At 32.8% G+C, this 16873-nt stretch carries 13 protein-coding genes; 5 read left to right on the forward strand and 8 right to left on the reverse strand.

Annotated elements, in window-relative coordinates; genetic code table 11:
* Window positions 1-23 precede the first annotated feature (23 nt).
* From BXY80_RS08450 to BXY80_RS08460, 3 genes are read left to right on the forward strand one after another with little or no spacing between them, the layout of a single operon-like run.
* The gene (locus BXY80_RS08450; protein WP_120200956.1) at window positions 24-5729 is read left to right on the forward strand and encodes an HYR-like domain-containing protein; all 5706 of its coding nucleotides are present in this window, start codon (window positions 24-26) and stop codon (window positions 5727-5729) included.
* A gap of 19 nt (window positions 5730-5748) precedes the next feature.
* A complete protein-coding gene (locus BXY80_RS08455) occupies window positions 5749-6666 on the forward strand; it encodes a PorP/SprF family type IX secretion system membrane protein (protein ID WP_120200958.1) in 918 nt (305 codons plus the stop codon).
* 12 nt (window positions 6667-6678) lie between these two features.
* On the forward strand, window positions 6679-8604 hold the full coding sequence (locus tag BXY80_RS08460; protein ID WP_120200960.1) for an OmpA family protein: 1926 nt from the start codon (window positions 6679-6681) through the stop codon (window positions 8602-8604).
* A gap of 176 nt (window positions 8605-8780) precedes the next feature.
* On the opposite strand, the gene BXY80_RS08465 is transcribed toward BXY80_RS08460, so the two are convergent.
* The 3 genes from BXY80_RS08465 to pdxH all read right to left on the reverse strand — a co-directional run bounded on the left by BXY80_RS08465 (window position 8781) and on the right by pdxH (window position 10955).
* Window positions 8781-9521 (reverse strand): hypothetical protein, encoded by a 741-nt coding sequence (locus BXY80_RS08465; protein ID WP_120200962.1) that lies wholly within the window; start codon window positions 9519-9521, stop codon window positions 8781-8783.
* Window positions 9522-9612: 91 nt separating this feature from the next.
* Window positions 9613-10107, reverse strand: coding sequence for a CAP domain-containing protein (locus BXY80_RS08470; protein WP_120200964.1), 495 nt, complete (start codon window positions 10105-10107; stop codon window positions 9613-9615).
* Window positions 10108-10307: 200 nt separating this feature from the next.
* Window positions 10308-10955, reverse strand: coding sequence for a pyridoxamine 5'-phosphate oxidase (gene pdxH, locus BXY80_RS08475; RefSeq protein WP_120200966.1), 648 nt, complete (start codon window positions 10953-10955; stop codon window positions 10308-10310).
* A 72-nt stretch (window positions 10956-11027) separates the two neighbouring features.
* Between pdxH and BXY80_RS08480 the strand changes: the two genes are divergently transcribed.
* Entirely contained in the window at window positions 11028-11471 is a 444-nt protein-coding gene (locus tag BXY80_RS08480) for an SRPBCC family protein (RefSeq protein ID WP_120200968.1), read from the forward strand.
* Here the strand turns inward: BXY80_RS08480 and BXY80_RS08485 are convergent.
* The 5 genes from BXY80_RS08485 to rpsA all read right to left on the reverse strand — a co-directional run bounded on the left by BXY80_RS08485 (window position 11468) and on the right by rpsA (window position 16206).
* Window positions 11468-12373 carry a ribonuclease Z gene (locus BXY80_RS08485; protein WP_120200970.1) on the reverse strand — a complete coding sequence of 302 codons (906 nt, stop codon included), beginning with the start codon at window positions 12371-12373 and terminating at the stop codon, window positions 11468-11470. The genes BXY80_RS08480 and BXY80_RS08485 overlap by 4 nt on opposite strands.
* Window positions 12374-12381: 8 nt before the next feature.
* Window positions 12382-12714, reverse strand: a complete 333-nt coding sequence (locus BXY80_RS08490; protein WP_120200972.1) for a ribonuclease Z — start codon at window positions 12712-12714, stop codon at window positions 12382-12384.
* 4 nt (window positions 12715-12718) lie between these two features.
* On the reverse strand, window positions 12719-13648 hold the full coding sequence (locus BXY80_RS08495; protein WP_120200974.1) for an aspartate carbamoyltransferase catalytic subunit: 930 nt from the start codon (window positions 13646-13648) through the stop codon (window positions 12719-12721).
* Window positions 13649-13701: 53 nt separating this feature from the next.
* Window positions 13702-14241, reverse strand: coding sequence for a bifunctional pyr operon transcriptional regulator/uracil phosphoribosyltransferase PyrR (pyrR, locus tag BXY80_RS08500; RefSeq protein WP_120200976.1), 540 nt, complete (start codon window positions 14239-14241; stop codon window positions 13702-13704).
* Between the two features lie 129 nt (window positions 14242-14370).
* Window positions 14371-16206, reverse strand: coding sequence for a 30S ribosomal protein S1 (rpsA, locus tag BXY80_RS08505; protein WP_120200978.1), 1836 nt, complete (start codon window positions 16204-16206; stop codon window positions 14371-14373).
* Window positions 16207-16489: 283 nt separating this feature from the next.
* Here rpsA and BXY80_RS08510 point away from each other — a divergent pair, with 283 nt between their 5' ends.
* Window positions 16490-16867, forward strand: a complete 378-nt coding sequence (locus tag BXY80_RS08510) for a LysM peptidoglycan-binding domain-containing protein (RefSeq protein WP_211328347.1) — start codon at window positions 16490-16492, stop codon at window positions 16865-16867.
* Window positions 16868-16873 lie beyond the last annotated feature (6 nt).

Consider the following 16873-nt stretch of genomic DNA (forward strand, 5'->3'; position numbering starts at 1 on the left):
GAATAGGTTTAAAGAGAAAGTCTATGAGCAATAAATTACAATTTCGAAGAAGAAATAATATAAGCTTAACTAAATTAGTATTTGCTTTGTCATTTCTGTTTTCTATTAACACTCTAATAGGACAAGAGGTTATAGTAAACAAATATGCAGTAGCTAACCCAACGGTTTGTACGCAATTTGACATTACTTTAGAAGTTATAGGAAACCCACCAGCCCGACCACAAGAAGTAGTATTAATAATTGATCGATCTGGTAGTATGGATGATGGTCCTGTTCCAGAGCCTATTGATTATGCTCAAGATGCTGCAATTGCTTTTGTAAACAATTTCTTTTTGCCAGCAAATAACCCAACAGGAGACAACAAAATTGCTATTGTAAGTTTTAGTAGCTCTGCAACATTAGATATTGGATTAACCGGAAGCTCAGGACAAACAACAATTATAAATACAATTAATAGCATAACAACTGGAGGGACAACAAATACTGCCGCCGCAATTAGAGCTGCAGATAATGAACTAATAAATAATGGTACATTTGACTGTGCCACTTCTAGGAGTATTATATTATTATCTGATGGTGTAGCAACAGGTGGTACAACTGGAAGTAATAACGCCATTAATGCCGGAATCAATGCCCAAACTCATGTAGTCTCTGGTGAGTTATTTAATCAAAGTGTTTTTACTATTGGATTAGTTGGAGCTATTAGTGGGTCAGAACAAACATCTGCTCTAAATACATTAAATGGTATTCAAAACTCAGGTGCTTTCTGGACAGAAAACAATGCAGACTTAACAGCTATTTATGATTCAATACTTGGTCAATTAGTACCAGCCGCTACCCAACTACCTGGAGAAGCACTTGTCTCAGATTTAATAACTAATGGATTTTCTATTCTATCTGGATCTGTTATAGCTAGCAAAGGGAATACAACCATAACTGCACAACCTTCGGGTGAGTTATTATCTTGGTTTGTTCCCGATGTATTTAATGAAACAATAACACTTAACTATACCATTTCGGCTGATGGCCTTTCTGTATGTGGTACTCAACAACCAGGAAATACTGTTATCAATTATGAAAACTCTATGTGTCAAACAGCATCTCTAGTGTTTAATAATCCAGATATCTGTGTGCCATGTCCAGAGGTAACACCATTAATTTCAAGAGTTGGTTGTACTAACTCTATAGCATATTCAAGTACAATTACGCAAGGTGTTTGTGCATCTTCAAATGATGCCTATTCTTGGGAGTTTTTCTTAAATGGAATATCAGCAGGAACATCATCATTGCAAAATGGTACTTTTGATTATACTGGGCCACAAGATTTTGAAGGAAGCTTTACTGCAAATTTAACATATACAGGAACTTATGGTTCCTCATGTACTATGCCAATTGTTGCATCACAAGTACAAATAGTTGTTCCAAATACACTTGAGGCAACTAGTACTATTACTGATGTACTTTGTAATGGAGACTCTACAGGTTCAATTAATTTAAACGTTACAGGAGGAGTTCCACCATATACGTATGCTTGGAATACTGGAGATGACACTGAAGATTTACTTGATATTCCAGCTGGAAACTATTCAGTAACTGTAACGGATTCTTCAGGATGTAATTTTATAATAAACGATGCTGTTGTCAGCCAACCAACACCTTTAGTTCTTAATTTAAATTCAAAAACCGATACAGATTGTCAATCAGGCAATATTGGAGAGATTATTGTTGAAGCTTCTGGTGGTGAACCTCCATATACATACTCCATTGATGGCGGAAATAATTATCAGTCAACTGGTACTTTTTCTAACCTTACCCAAGGAAATTATACAGTTAGTACCCTAGACAACAATAATTGCACAATAGGTATAACCAATTTAATTGTTGGAGTTATTGACTCTGAAACTCCACAAATTGAAGCTCCAGATAATTATGCGCTTCAAGGCTGTGATACTTCAGCTATTACAAGTTTAGCATATAATGAGACAAGTACAACAATCTCATTAGCACAGTTACAATCTGCTCTTGGTGGCAATGGAAATGCCACAGATGATATTAGTATTAATTCTATTGCTTATATAGATATTGCTTCAGGAACATGCCCTGTTATTGTAACTAGAACATTTACTGTAACAGATGATTGCGGATTAACTAGTTCTGATATCCAAACAATAACTATCGAAGTAGAAGACTTTACAGCACCTGCTCCAACATCTGCAACGACTGATTGTTATGCGAATATTACTTTACCTACATTACCTACGGTTGTAGATAACTGTGGTAATACTTTAACACCTTCGGCGGTAGTTGAATCGTCAACTCCAGCTTGTGAAGACATCACTTACACATGGACCTATACCGATTGTGAAGGTAACTCGCACGATTATGTACATACCGTAACTATCGAAGTAGAAGACTTTACAGCACCTGCTCCAACTACAGCAACGGCTGATTGTTACGATAATATTACTTTACCTACATTACCTACGGTTGTAGATAACTGTGGTAATACTTTAACACCTTCGGCGGTAGTTGAATCGTCAACTCCAGCTTGTGAAGGTGACATCACTTACACATGGACCTATACCGATTGTGAAGGTAACTCGCACGATTATGTACATACCGTAACTATCGAAGTAGAAGACTTTACAGCACCTGCTCCAACTACAGCAACGGCTGATTGTTACGATAATATTACTTTACCTACATTACCTACGGTTGTAGATAACTGTGGTAATACTTTAACACCTTCGGCGGTAGTTGAATCGTCAACTCCAGCTTGTGAAGGAGACATCACTTACACGTGGACCTATACCGATTGTGAAGGTAATACGCACGATTATGTACATACTGTTACTATCGAAGTAGAAGACTTTACATTACCAGCTAATGGAGAATCTGACATAACATGCATTGATGATGCTCAAGTTATACCAACACCACCATCAGTTGATGATAGTTGTGGTAATACTATTTCACCAGTTGGTCCAGTGGTAAGTACAGACCCAGTATGTGTAGGAGATAAAACTTATACGTGGACCTATACAGATTGCGAAGGAAATACGCATGATTGGGTATATACGTATTCACTTAATGAAAATATAGACCCTGTTATAACAACACCTGCTACTCCTATTGTTGTACAGTGTGATGGTTCAGGAAACAATACAGCAATCCAAGACTGGTTAGATAATAATGGTGGAGCATCTGCATCAGACAACTGTGGAGCTGTAACTTGGACTAATAACTATAATGGAGCATCTTCAGATTGTTCTGCTCCAGTAGATGTGATATTTACAGCTACTGATGCTTGTGGAAATACTGTTTCTACAACTGCTTCCTATGCAATTGAAGATACTATTCCGCCTTCAATAACTAACGAAGCTGGTAATTTAACAGTAGAATGTGATGGTAGCGGTAATGCTACAGATTTACAAAACTGGTTAGATACATTTGGCGGAGCTACTGCTACAGATGATTGTTCTTCAATCACTTGGTCTAATGACTTTACATCATTATCTAATGATTGTGGTGCTACTGGTTCTGCTACTGTTATATTCACAGCTACAGATGGATGTGGTAATGCAACAAGTACTTCAGCTACTTTTACAATAGAAGATACTTCATTACCTTCTATAACAATTCCTACTAACGTTACAGTTGAATGTACAGAAAGTACAAATCCAACTGCTACAGGAACCGCAACAGGAATTGATGCATGTGGAAATGTTGTAATTACTTTTACAGATACTAGTGTATCTACTTGCGGTAACACTGAAACTATATCTAGAACTTGGACAGCGACTGACGATTGCGGAAATGCTATATCTGAAGTTCAAACAATAACTGTTGTTGATACAACACCTCCAACTATAAGTACTGTTGCTGCAGATCAAACTGTTCAATGTGATGGCTTTGGTAATACTTCAGAATTACAAGCATGGCTTGATACTAATGCTGGAGCAAATGCAACAGACACATGTGGAAATGTAACTTGGTCTAATAATTTTATAAGTTTGAGTAATGGTTGTGGAGAAACTGGACTTGCTTTAGTTACTTTCACTGCTACAGATGATTGTGGTAACTCAGTAAACACTACAGCTTTGTTTACAATCTTAGATTTATTACCTCCAACAATAGATACTGAAGCTTCAAATCAAATTGTTGAATGTGATGGAAATGGAAATTTAACTGACCTGAATGATTGGTTGAACTCTAATGGTGGTGCTTTATCTTCTGATGTTTGTGGAAGTATTACTTGGACAAATAATTATACTACACTAAGTGATGAATGTGGTGCTACTGGTTCAGCTACAGTAATTTTTACTGCTACTGATGACTGTGGAAATGCTTCAAGTACTTCAGCTACAATTACTGTTCAAGATACTACGGCTCCTACTTTTACAGTTCCTGCTAACATTACTATAGAGTGTGATCAAAACATCAACGACCTTAACTTAACTGGTGATGTTACTGATGAAACAGATAACTGCTCTACTGGTTTAGAAGCTACTTTTACTGATACCGAAGTGGCTGGTACATGTCCTGTAATTTCTGAAGTGTCTAGAACTTGGACCTTAACTGACGATTGTGGTAATACGACTACACTTGTACAAACAATTACTGTTCAAGATACTACGGCTCCTACATTCACAGTTCCTGCTAACATTACTATAGAATGTGATCAAAACATCAACGACCTTAACTTAACTGGTGATGTTACTGATGAAACAGATAACTGCTCTACTGGTTTAGAAGCTACTTTTACTGATACCGAAGTGGCTGGTACATGTCCTGTAATTTCTGAAGTGTCTAGAACTTGGACCTTAACTGACGATTGTGGTAATACGACTACACTTGTACAAACAATTACTGTTCAAGATACTACGGCTCCTACTTTAGTTGGCACTTTAGATTCACCTATAAGTGTTACATGTACAGATATACCTGAAGTTCCTACTCTTGTTTTTGAAGATGCATGTTCTCAAAATATAGATGTCGTTGGGCCAACAGAAGATATTATAGATATTGATGATGAAAATTATCAAATCATAAGAACTTGGACTGTAAATGATGAATGTGCTAATGAAGCTATTTATACACAAGTAATTAATGTAAGTATTGAAAATACAATTGTTCCTTCAGATACTGTTCTATGTATTATCGATGACTTTGATTTAGACTTATTTGATTTATTATCAGGAAGTTTTGATACTAATGGAACATGGGCTGTTACATCGGGAGATGCAACATTAAACGGAAGTTTATTTAACCCATCATCTTTATTAGATACTAATGGTGAATATTTACCAAGTGATTTAGGAGATTATGTTTTCACATACACCGTAGGTGGAGAATGCCCTAGTGAAGCTGAAGTTACAATTACTTTAGATGAAGAGTGTGTTGTATTACCTTGTGGCCAGGAAGATGTAGTGATATCAAAAGCTGTTACACCAAGTAATTTAGATGGTGTAAATGACTTCTTTACAATTACTGGTGTTGAAGATTGTGGTTATGTAATTGAACTACAAATATTCAACCGTTGGGGAGCAAAAATATATGACAACCCTAATTACCAAAATGATTGGAATGGAACTGCATCTAATGCATCAGTTGGTAACTCAGGGTTTGTACCAACCGGAACATATTATTATATCATAAAGTTAATAGATAGTAGTGGTGGCCTTGAATTAAAACCGTTTACAGGACCAATCTACGTAGGAACCAAATAAATAATCTTAACCTAATATTATGAAATTAGTAAAGTTTAATATAATAGCATTTATACTGTTCAATTGTTGGGTAGGAGTTGCACAACAGCTACCTCAATTTACACAGTATATGTACAATACTATCTCAATTAATCCTGCATATGCAGGAAGTAGAGAAACACTAAGTGTTGTAGGCTTACATAGAAGCCAATGGGTAGGCCTTGAAGGAGGTCCTACAACGCAAACACTATCTATTCATACACCTTTAAGGAATGAAAAGATTGGTTTAGGTGTATCTTTTATAAACGACGAATTAGGTTACCAAAACTTCTCATATTTATATGGAGATTTTTCATACACTATTAATACAGGTGAAAACACAAAACTTGCGTTTGGTCTTAAAGCTGGATTTACGAGTTTTAGTTTAGATGGAGATTTTCAAGCTTCACAAGCAAATGACCCTGTGATATTTGGTTTTGAAAACAGATGGAAACCAAATATAGGTACTGGTATTTATTGGCATAGTAACAAATGGTATGTTGGCCTTTCTGCTCCAAGGATATTAAATACAGATTATAATGGAGAAGAAGAATTTGAAGCTCTAGAAAGAATTAGTTACTATTTTACTGGTGGTTATGTATTTGATTTAAGTGAAGCTACTAAGTTTAAACCAGCTGTACTTTTAAAAGGTACTAATGGAGCGCCATTATCTTTTGATATTACAGCTAACTTCTTATTTCATGAAAAGTTCTGGGTTGGAGGTTCTTATAGAATCAATGAAAGAGCAGCTGCTTTAGGTGGTATTGCAGATTTTCAAGTTTCTAAACAACTACGTATAGGCTATGCTTATGAATATCCATTATCAGATTTAAGACCATATACTAGTGGAACACATGAAGTTTTATTAATGTTTGAAGTCTTTAAAAGTAAACGTATTAAATCGCCTAGATATTTCTAAAAACCAAATCGCATGAAAACAAAATTTTTAATTATAACATTTGCTTTAAGTAGTACTTTCATGATAGCTCAAAAGAAGCTAGCAGATAAGTTTTTTAGCAATTATGGTTATGTAAAAGCTAGTGAGCTTTACGAAGATGCCGTAAAAAAAGGTGATAGTAGCGAACATGTGTTAACACGTTTGGGGGATTGTTATTACAACAACTCCAATTCTGAAAAAGCAGCACTTTGGTTCGGAAAAGCTGTAAACAAGTATGATGATATTAACCCTGAATACTTATACAAATACATTCAATCTTTAAAAAGTTTAGGTAATTATACTGAAGCTGATATTTGGATGGATAAGTTTATGAAAATCCAAAACGGAGACACAAGGATTAAAGGCTACAATACTGAAAACATTGATAAATACAATGAATTAAGTTCAGCAAATGAAGAGTTAGTTGTTCGCTTAAAAAATATGCCTTTTAATACAAAGTATTCAGATTTCGGAACTTTTATTAAAGACAATCAACTTTACTTTGCCTCTGCTAGAAATACAGATGAGAAAAAAATGTATAGTTGGAATGACGAGCCATTTTTAGATATCTACCAAGTATCGGTAGAAAAAAATGATGACAATAAATTTGAATATGGTTCTGCTGATTTTATTACAGCAACAGATGTAAATACAGATTATCATGAGGCATCTGTAGCTATTACTAAAGATGGTAAAACCATGTATTTTACGAGAGATAATGTTACTCGTAAAAACAAACTAGATTACGATAAAAAAGGAACGTCACACTTAAAAATTTACAGTGCATCATTAGTTGGCGACAATTGGGAAAACATTGTTGAACTTCCATTTAATGATGATATCTATTCAACAGGTCATCCAACACTAAGTGCCGATGAGACTAAACTATATTTTGTTTCAGACAGAGAAGGTGGTTTAGGTCAAACAGATATCTATAAAGTAGATATTTTAGGTAATAATGAATTTAGTGAACCTGAAAATTTAGGAGAAAGAATAAATACTCAAGGACGAGAAATGTTTCCTTTTATTAGCAAAGACAGTACATTCTATTTTTCTTCAGATGGGCATTTAAATCTTGGATTATTAGATATTTTTAAATCTAATATCTTAAAAGATAATACTGCGCAAGCAGAAAACATGGGAGCTCCATATAATAGTGGCTTTGATGATTTTGCATATTTTATTAATGAAGGAGAAACTGAAGAAGACAAAACAGGGTACTTCTCTTCTAACAGACCTGGAGGTCAAGGAAGTGATGATATTTATGGTTTTGATGCTAGTATTTGTAAACAACAAATAGAAGGTATTGCTAGAGATAAAGATACAAATGAAATCTTATCTGGAGTTACAATAAAACTTATAAATGAAGTTGGTAAAGTAATCTCTGAAGTCACTACAACAGAAGATGGAGAATATAAATTTGAAGCAGACTGTAATAAAAAGTATACTGTAGTAGGAACTAAAGAAGACTACAAAGACGACTTAAAAGATATTACTACAGATAATGAGCACGAAAAAGTGAACAATGCAGATTTATATCTTGAGCCATTAATAAAAGACAATCAAATTGTTATCAATCCAATATTCTTTGATTTCGATAAATGGAATATTAGAACAGATGCACAATATGAGTTAGAAAATATTGTAGATGTAATGAGAACACATCCAACAATGGTTATAAAGATTGAATCTCATACAGATAGTAGAGGAAGTGATCGTTATAACATGAAATTATCTGACAGACGTGCAAAATCTACAAGAGATTATATTATCTCTAGAGGTATTGCTGCAGAACGAATAGAAAGTGCATTAGGCTTTGGTGAATCTCAATTACTAAACAAATGCTCTAATGGCGTTAAATGTAGTAAAGAAGAACATCAATTAAATAGACGTTCTTACTTCTATATACTAAAAGATTAAATTACCCTCAATTTAAATAAAAAAGAGACTGTCTAAAAAGTAATTATGTTGTCATTTTGAGCGGAGTCGAAAAATCTCAATTATCTATAAATTAATTTTTTTTGATTTTTTTGAGATTCTTCATTTTCATTCAGAATGACACTTTTTAGACAGTCTCTTTTTGCTTTATACAAAATTTAGTACTTAAATATCTTTTTATAAGCTGTATTGTCTGAGTCATCAATAATAAATACGCTTATAGCATACAAGTCGTCAACAAAATAATCGGTAACATACAATTCTTCTGTATCGTCATGTAAAGCTTTATCTGGAAATCCTTCAATTTGAATAATAAAATTTCCATTTTGTCTTAGATAAGCATAAGAAGCACCAATAACTACAGTAGAAAGTTTATCGGTTTCAAAATACTTCTCATAATAAACAGCTTCATTATGGTGTGTTCTAGCAAATTGATAAGCATAACTATGCCTTGGTATTGAATCTCCTTTTAAGTATGCATTAACAGCTTCATCAATCATAGCTTTTTGCTCAGTAGTATCATGACCGACAAAAAAATTAGAAAGACCTTCTCTTCCTTTTCCATAATAAAACCTTTTATGATAATTTTTTATTCTTAAATCTTTATAACTTAAGGTATATAGCGTTAATTCTAGGCCCTGTCTTACGTCTTCTTTTCGCTTATGTATTAAGCAAACACCCACGCTATGAAACTTTGTTTCTTTAAATATTGAATCACTTAGCTTTCCTCCATTTTTAAACAGATTAATTGCGTATCTCTGAAATTCTGTAGTTAATGTACTATCATTTTCAATGTATAATTTATCTAGATAAACATCGTCTATATCCTTTTTAATATTTGATTGGCCAACTACAAATAGTGTAGAAAAACATAAGAAAGTAAAATAGAAATATTTCATTAAATAAATTTATCTAAATATAAGAAATAAAAAAAGCCACAGTCTCCTGTGGCTTTTCCTAATAATAAAACTTATAAAAGACTAACTATAACTAACGTTTAATAAATATGTTTGTGTAATACCATCTTCCTTCTTCGTTTTGTTCTGCTGAAATATCAAAGTCTGTATAATCACCTTCAATATTAGCTCTATGTCCGTCACTATTTATCCAAGCGTTAACAACAGATTGTGCCGAACTAAAAGCATAAGCTACATTTTCTGATACCGCAGTAGCAGATGCGTTTTGCATTAAACTGTTTTTACGTTGAAAAAAATTATCGTGTGATACGTTATCTACTTCTACCATATAATCTGTATGCGTATATGCTACAGCTTTAATTGTATTATGGTTGTTTAAGGCGTTTAATCCTAAACTAATTCTATGAGCATTAATAAGCTCTAAAATTTCAATTTCTATATTTTTTGCTGGTGGTGGGTTTTGTAATGAAATGTTTGAAACTTCATCTTCTGGAAAATCTTCTGTTGAACATGAAAAAGATAACATTCCGATTAATACCATGATTGGCAACAATTTAATAGTTTTCATAAGAGGGTTATTTAGATTTGGTACTCCAAAATAGAACCCTTATATGTCTTAAGCTGTTAACAAATTGTTAAAATCGACAAAATGCATGCATTTCATCGAAAATATATGCAAATCATCGATGAAATGCATAATTTTTAAACAAAAATCTGTCCTACATCGTTTAAAAATGTATTTAATCGATATTTTTAAAAATGATTTTTTTAAGGTGAAAGTCGTTCAATCTTCCAGTTAAAATCTTCTTGTAATTGATATCGAATTCTGTCATGAAGCCTATTTGGTCGTCCTTGCCAAAATTCAATCTCAACAGGCTTGACAATAAAACCACCCCAAAAGTCAGGTCTAGAAATTTCTTTTCCTTCATATTTAACAATAAGCGCATTTAACTTATTATCAAGATCTTCTCTGCTCTTAATAACTTCACTCTGATTGGATACAATAGCACCCAACTGACTTCCTCTTGGACGAGATTCAAAATAACCATCGCTTAAATTTTCAGCAATCTTTTCGGCTTTACCTTTAATAATAACTTGTCGTTCGGCTCCATGCCAAAAAAATGACAAACACACATTTGCATTGTTTAAAATTGCTTTTCCTTTTTCGCTATTATAATTGGTGTAAAAAATAAAACCCTCGTAAGTATATTTTTTTAGTAGCACTACTCTACTCTTTGGAAAACCATCTAACCCTATTGTAGATAAGGTCATTGCATTAGTTTCATCTGCGGGAAAGAATTTGTCTACTTCATGAAACCATTGTTGAAATAACTCTAAAGGATTTTCTGAAACATCCTTTAATAATAGTTCGTGCTTTTCGTAAGACTTACGATAATTGCTTAAATCTTTTTCCATAATGCAATTTACAAGTTTTTAAAATTATACGGATTATGAATTTTCAGTAACTTTATAGCAAAACCATATATCATGAAGTTTACCTGTGCTATAGATATTAATGCTCCAATTAATTATGTGTCAGAACTATTTAAAAATCCAGAGTATTTAAAATACCATCAGGATGGTTTTATATCTAAGGAACATTTAAGCGGAACTGTTGGTAGTAAAGCTGCAAAATCAAAACTAACTTATAAGAGATTAGAACTCATTGAAACGATTATAACAAATAATTTACCAGATGAGTTTATGGCACTTTATGAACATAAACATACCACAAATACAATGAAGGTAAACTTTGAAGCATTATCTGATACTAAAACAAAGTATATTTCAGAAATTGAATATACAGCGTTTAATGGCTTTTTGATTAATGTGTTAGTAAAGCTGTTTCCAAGTATGTTTAAAAAACAAGTCTATAAATGGATGCAAAATTTTAAAACGTTTTGCGAATCAAAATATAGCGAGCAACACTAAAATTCAAATACTTTACCATCTTCTGCTAACTCTACATTTTTAAAAATTGTTTGAGCTTCAGTTTTAAATTCATTTAAATCATTATAGCGTGTAGAATAATGACCAAGAACAAGTGTATTAGCTTTAGCTTGTTTGGCTATACTAGCTGCTTGTTTTGCTGTACTATGTTTGGTTGGTGCTGCTAGTTTTTCATGCTTATCTAAAAAAGTAGACTCATGATATAGTACATCTACATCTTTTATGGTCTCAAGCATGGCTTCATTATAAGCAGTATCACTACAAAACGCATAACTTTTTGGTTTGTTTGCTGGTTTGGTTACGGTTTTATTTTTAACAAGATTACCTTGTTTATTTTCTACATCAAAACCTTGCTTTAACTTTCTGTAATATGCCACCTCAATGCCTGCATTTAAAACAGCGTTCATATCTAATTTACGCTCGCCTTCTTTTTCTTTAAATAAAAACCCATTTGTGTATATACGATGTATTAAAGGAATTGTATGCACTTCTACTTTATCATCTTCAAAAATTAGTTCAGATTTTTTTGAAGTCAATTCATGAAATATAAGCTTATAGTTGGTCCATGAATCTGCTAACTTCATTTGAAGCGTTATCATTTCCTTTATGCCTTTAGGTCCATAAATATGCAAATCTGCTTCTCTAGTAAGTAACCTAAATGTAGAAATTAAACCAACCAAACCAAAAACATGGTCGCCATGTAAATGCGAAATAAAAATATGTTTAATTCTAACAAACTTTACTTTATTTCTACGTAATTCAACCTGTGTGCCTTCTCCACAATCTATTAAAAACGTGTGATTATTGATTTCTAAAACCTGAGATGTAGGATTTGTATTTGTTCTAGGAGTAGCACTATAGCAGCCAAGTATTGTGAGTTTCATATAGTAAATTAAAACCCTAAATCACGTTCTATTTCTTCCATTTCAATAATATCGTGTGCTTCTTGAAGTGTAGGCACAACAACAATTTCATCTGGCGTTTCATTTATATCTGTTTTATTTGTAACAATCACAAACGAAAGCTTTGAAGCTCTATGCATATTTGAGATTTGTAAAAACTCAACAATTTGTTCTAAAGGAATTTTATTTAAGCTTGTAAGACATACAATAATATTGTCGTTCTTAAAACGCTCATATAAAACATCAATTTTCTTAACTAACTCAATCACTGAAGCTTTTTCTTGAGTGATAATACTTGTATTTCCTGTTTTATCAAAAATCATAATCTTAGTGTTTAATTTTAGATGCTAATAAATAAATTACCGCCATTCTAATAGCAACACCATTTTGAACTTGGTCAAGAATGATTGCCTGTTTAGAATCTGCAACATCACTCGTGATTTCTACACCACGATTAATTGGTCCTGGATGCATTATCGTTATTTCCTTATCTAAAGAATTTAATAAAGCTTTATTTACACCAAACTGCTGTGTGTACTCTCTTGTAGAAGGAAAATAACTTATATCCATTCGTTCATTTTGAACACGTAACATATTGGCAACATCACACCAATTTAACGCTTTACGTAAATTTGTTTCAACTTTCACGCCAAGTTTGTCTATATACTTTGGAATAAGTGTTTTTGGGCCGCAAACCATAACATTTGCACCTTGTAATTGCAAGGCATAAATATTAGACAGTGCTACTCTACTATGCAAAATATCACCAACAATTACTACATTTTTTCCTTTAACATTTCCTAAACGTTCTCTAATAGAATAACTATCAAGTAAAGCTTGAGTTGGATGCTCATGTGCGCCATCTCCTGCATTTATAATACTTGCATTAACATGTTGCGATAAAAAAACACCAGCTCCAGGATTTGGGTGGCGCATGACTACCATATCAACTTTCATTGATAAGATATTGTTTACAGTATCTATTAAGGTTTCTCCTTTTTTAACTGAAGATTGTGAAGCAGAAAAATTTATAACATCTGCAGATAACCGTTTTTCAGCAAGCTCAAAAGATAATTTTGTTCTAGTTGAGTTTTCAAAAAATAGGTTAGCAATAGTAATGTCTCTAAGCGAAGGTACTTTTTTAATTGGTCTGTTTATCACTTCTTTAAAGTGATCTGCAGTTTCAAAAATAAGCTGAATATCTTGTTGATTAAGATATTTAATTCCTAATAAGTGATTAACACTTAACTCGCTCATATTGTTTTAGTTTTCAGTTTACAGTATCAGTTTTAAGTACTCATCTGCAACTTTTAGTTATTAACTAAATAAACTGAATCTTCGCCTTGGTTTTCTTTCCAGTTTACTTTTACTGTTTCATTATTTATGGCATCTACTTGTCGTCCTCTATAATTAGGCTGTATTGGTAAATGTCTACTAAATCGTCTATCAATTAACGTTAGTAATTCTATTTCATTTGGTCGCCCAAATGATTGAATTGCAGTTAAAGCCGCTCTAATACTACGTCCTGTATACAATACATCATCAATAAAAACAATGCTTTTGTTTTCGACTAAAAAATTAATCTCTGTTGTATTGGCTTCTAGTGTTTTTTCGCCTCTTCTAAAATCATCTCTAAAAAAAGTGATATCTAAATGTCCTAGCTTAATATCTTTAATCTTATAATCATTTTCTAAGATTTTTGCTAAACGATTAGCTAAGTATTTTCCTCTTGGTTGTATACCAATTAATACTGTATCACTAAATTTGTTATGATTTTCAATAAGTTGACAAGCCAATCGATGAAGAATGATGTTTACCTCTTTTGCGTTAAGTAAAACTTTTTGACTCATATACTATCCAAACGTATTTGGAGAACAAAGGTAATGCAAAATTTTAAAAATGTTAGGCTTTAAATTAGCATAAATTAAAAAAGCCTCTCATTTCTGAAAGGCTTTTAAATTTATAATGTTAGAAAAGGGTTATTTCTTTCCGTCCATTTTATCTTTAAGCGCTTGTAACGCATCATTAGCATCACCTAAGGTTGGTTTTGCTTCTGCTGCTTGAGCTTCTGCTTTTTTAGCAGCTGCTTTTACATTTGCCATTTCTTCTTCTCTAAAGATAGCTGTATGAGAAGCGACTACACGTTTAAATTCTTTATTGAACTCAATAATTTTAAACTCTGCAGATTCTCCTTTTTTAAGTTTCTTACCGTCTTCTTTTTCTAAATGACGAGAAGGTACAAATGCAACGATATCTTCGTTAAACTCTATTGTAGCTCCTTTATCAACGATTTCAGAAATTTCAGCTGTATGCGTCGTATTTAAAGCAAATTCAGTTTCGTATTTATCCCAAGGGTTATCTGTAGTTTGTTTGTGACCTAAAGATAATTTACGCCCTTCTACATCTAACTCTAAAACAACAACGTCTAATTTGTCTCCTACATTACAGAACTCACTTGGGTGCTTGATTTTCTTAGTCCAAGATAAATCTGAGATATAAATTAATCCGTCGATACCTTCTTCTAATTCAACAAAAACACCAAAGTTTGTAAAGTTACGTACAATACCTGTGTGTTTTGAACCTACAGGATATTTGCTCGTAATGTCTGTCCATGGATCTGGTGTTAATTGCTTAATACCAAGTGACATTTTACGATCTTCTCTATCTAAAGTTAAGATAACCGCTTCTATTTCGTCTCCTACAGATACGAAATCTTGAGCAGAACGTAAATGTGTAGACCATGACATTTCACTTACGTGAACTAAGCCTTCAACACCTTCTTCTACTTCGATAAATGCACCGTAATCAGCTATAACTACAACTTTACCTTTTACTTTATCTCCAACTTTAACCGCTTCACCTAAAGCTTCCCAAGGATGCTTAGATAATTGTTTAAGACCTAATTGAATTCTTGATTTATTTTCATCAAAATCAAGGATTACAACATTAAGTTTTTGGTCTAATTCTACAATTTCATTTGGATGATTAATTCTAGACCAAGAAAGATCTGTAATATGAACTAATCCGTCAACGCCACCAAGATCAATAAATACACCATAAGACGTAATGTTTTTAACAATACCTTCTAGTACTTGACCTTTTTCTAATTGACCAATAATTTCTTTTTTCTGCTCTTCGATATCTGCTTCGATAAGCGCTTTATGAGATACAACTATGTTTTTGAATTCGTGGTTGATTTTCACAACTTTAAATTCCATAGTTTTGTTTACATATTGATCGTAATCTCTAATTGGCTTCACGTCAATTTGAGAACCTGGTAAGAATGCTTCAATACCAAATACATCAACGATCATACCTCCTTTAGTTCTGCATTTTACAAAACCATTTACGATTTCACCTGTATCATGTGCATTGTTCACACGATCCCAAGCTTTAATTACTCTTGCTTTTCTGTGAGATAATACTAATTGACCTGTAGCGTCTTCACGTACATCAATTAATACTTCTACTTTGTCACCAACTTTTAAATCTGGATTGTAACGGAACTCATTAAGAGAGATTACACCTTCAGACTTAGCGTTAATGTCAATAATAGCATCACGATCGCTAATGTGAATTACTTCACCTTCAACTACTTCGTCATCTAAAGTGTCAACGAAATTTTCTGATACTAATTTTTCAAATTCTTCTAATTGTTTGTCATCAACTGGATCAATTCCTTCTTCGTAATTGTGCCAATTAAAGTCTTTTAAAAATTTGTCTGGATTTGCTTGAGCTTCAGATACTACTGGAGCTTCTACTGTAGTTGCTTCAGTTGCTACAACTTCAGCTTGTTTTGTTTCTTTTTCAGCCATGTGCTGATTAAAATTTGTATTCTGTATGCTTTGGAAATTTTAAGCGATTCACACACAGAAGTGTTATTAATTGTTTTGGTTTCATCCTTTTATCTTCCAATCTTTCGCTAAAAGGAGTGCAAAAATACAATTAATAGATTATACAACCAAATAATTACACGTATTATAATTCATTTAATTTGAAGTTCTAAAATGTTAATAATGAGTACTAAACAGATTATATTTTTGGCATTTAAATTGATATATTTACGAGTAAGTATTAACATTAAAAACTATAATTATTATGATAAAGGCTAAATATAAAAATGTATTGGATTTAGGCCAAGAACTAGGCATTCAAAATGGCGATGTTTCTGAAGAAAATGGTGTATTAAAAGTGTCTGGAGCCGCAAAAACACAGTATGAGAAAAACTTGCTTTGGGATAGCATTAAAGCATCTGGTGGTGAAAACCCTAGCGACATTATTGCAGACATAAAAGTTATTGATGATACTGTATACCATAGACATACTGTAAAAAGTGGAGAGACTTTAGGAAAAATTGCAAAGCATTATTATGGTGATGCTATGAAGTATAAAGACATCTTTACGGCTAATTCAGACATATTAAAAAACCCTGATTTAATTTATCCAGATCAAGAATTGATTATTCCGAATTTATAATCTATA

It is taken from the genome of Ichthyenterobacterium magnum, assembly GCF_003610635.1.
In the GTDB taxonomy this organism is placed as follows: domain Bacteria; phylum Bacteroidota; class Bacteroidia; order Flavobacteriales; family Flavobacteriaceae; genus Ichthyenterobacterium; species Ichthyenterobacterium magnum.

Coding starts and splice junctions, on each gene's coding strand:
- BXY80_RS08455 (WP_120200958.1), top strand. CDS start 5,749: ATGAAATTAGTAAAGTTTAATATAATAGCATTTATACTGTTCAATTGT.
- rpsA (WP_120200978.1), bottom strand. CDS start 16,206: ATGGCTGAAAAAGAAACAAAACAAGCTGAAGTTGTAGCAACTGAAGCA.
- BXY80_RS08465 (WP_120200962.1), bottom strand. CDS start 9,521: ATGAAATATTTCTATTTTACTTTCTTATGTTTTTCTACACTATTTGTA.
- BXY80_RS08480 (WP_120200968.1), top strand. CDS start 11,028: ATGAAGTTTACCTGTGCTATAGATATTAATGCTCCAATTAATTATGTG.
- BXY80_RS08460 (WP_120200960.1), top strand. CDS start 6,679: ATGAAAACAAAATTTTTAATTATAACATTTGCTTTAAGTAGTACTTTC.
- pyrR (WP_120200976.1), bottom strand. CDS start 14,241: ATGAGTCAAAAAGTTTTACTTAACGCAAAAGAGGTAAACATCATTCTT.
- pdxH (WP_120200966.1), bottom strand. CDS start 10,955: ATGGAAAAAGATTTAAGCAATTATCGTAAGTCTTACGAAAAGCACGAA.
- BXY80_RS08470 (WP_120200964.1), bottom strand. CDS start 10,107: ATGAAAACTATTAAATTGTTGCCAATCATGGTATTAATCGGAATGTTA.
- BXY80_RS08450 (WP_120200956.1), top strand. CDS start 24: ATGAGCAATAAATTACAATTTCGAAGAAGAAATAATATAAGCTTAACT.
- BXY80_RS08490 (WP_120200972.1), bottom strand. CDS start 12,714: ATGATTTTTGATAAAACAGGAAATACAAGTATTATCACTCAAGAAAAA.
- BXY80_RS08510 (WP_211328347.1), top strand. CDS start 16,490: ATGATAAAGGCTAAATATAAAAATGTATTGGATTTAGGCCAAGAACTA.
- BXY80_RS08485 (WP_120200970.1), bottom strand. CDS start 12,373: ATGAAACTCACAATACTTGGCTGCTATAGTGCTACTCCTAGAACAAAT.
- BXY80_RS08495 (WP_120200974.1), bottom strand. CDS start 13,648: ATGAGCGAGTTAAGTGTTAATCACTTATTAGGAATTAAATATCTTAAT.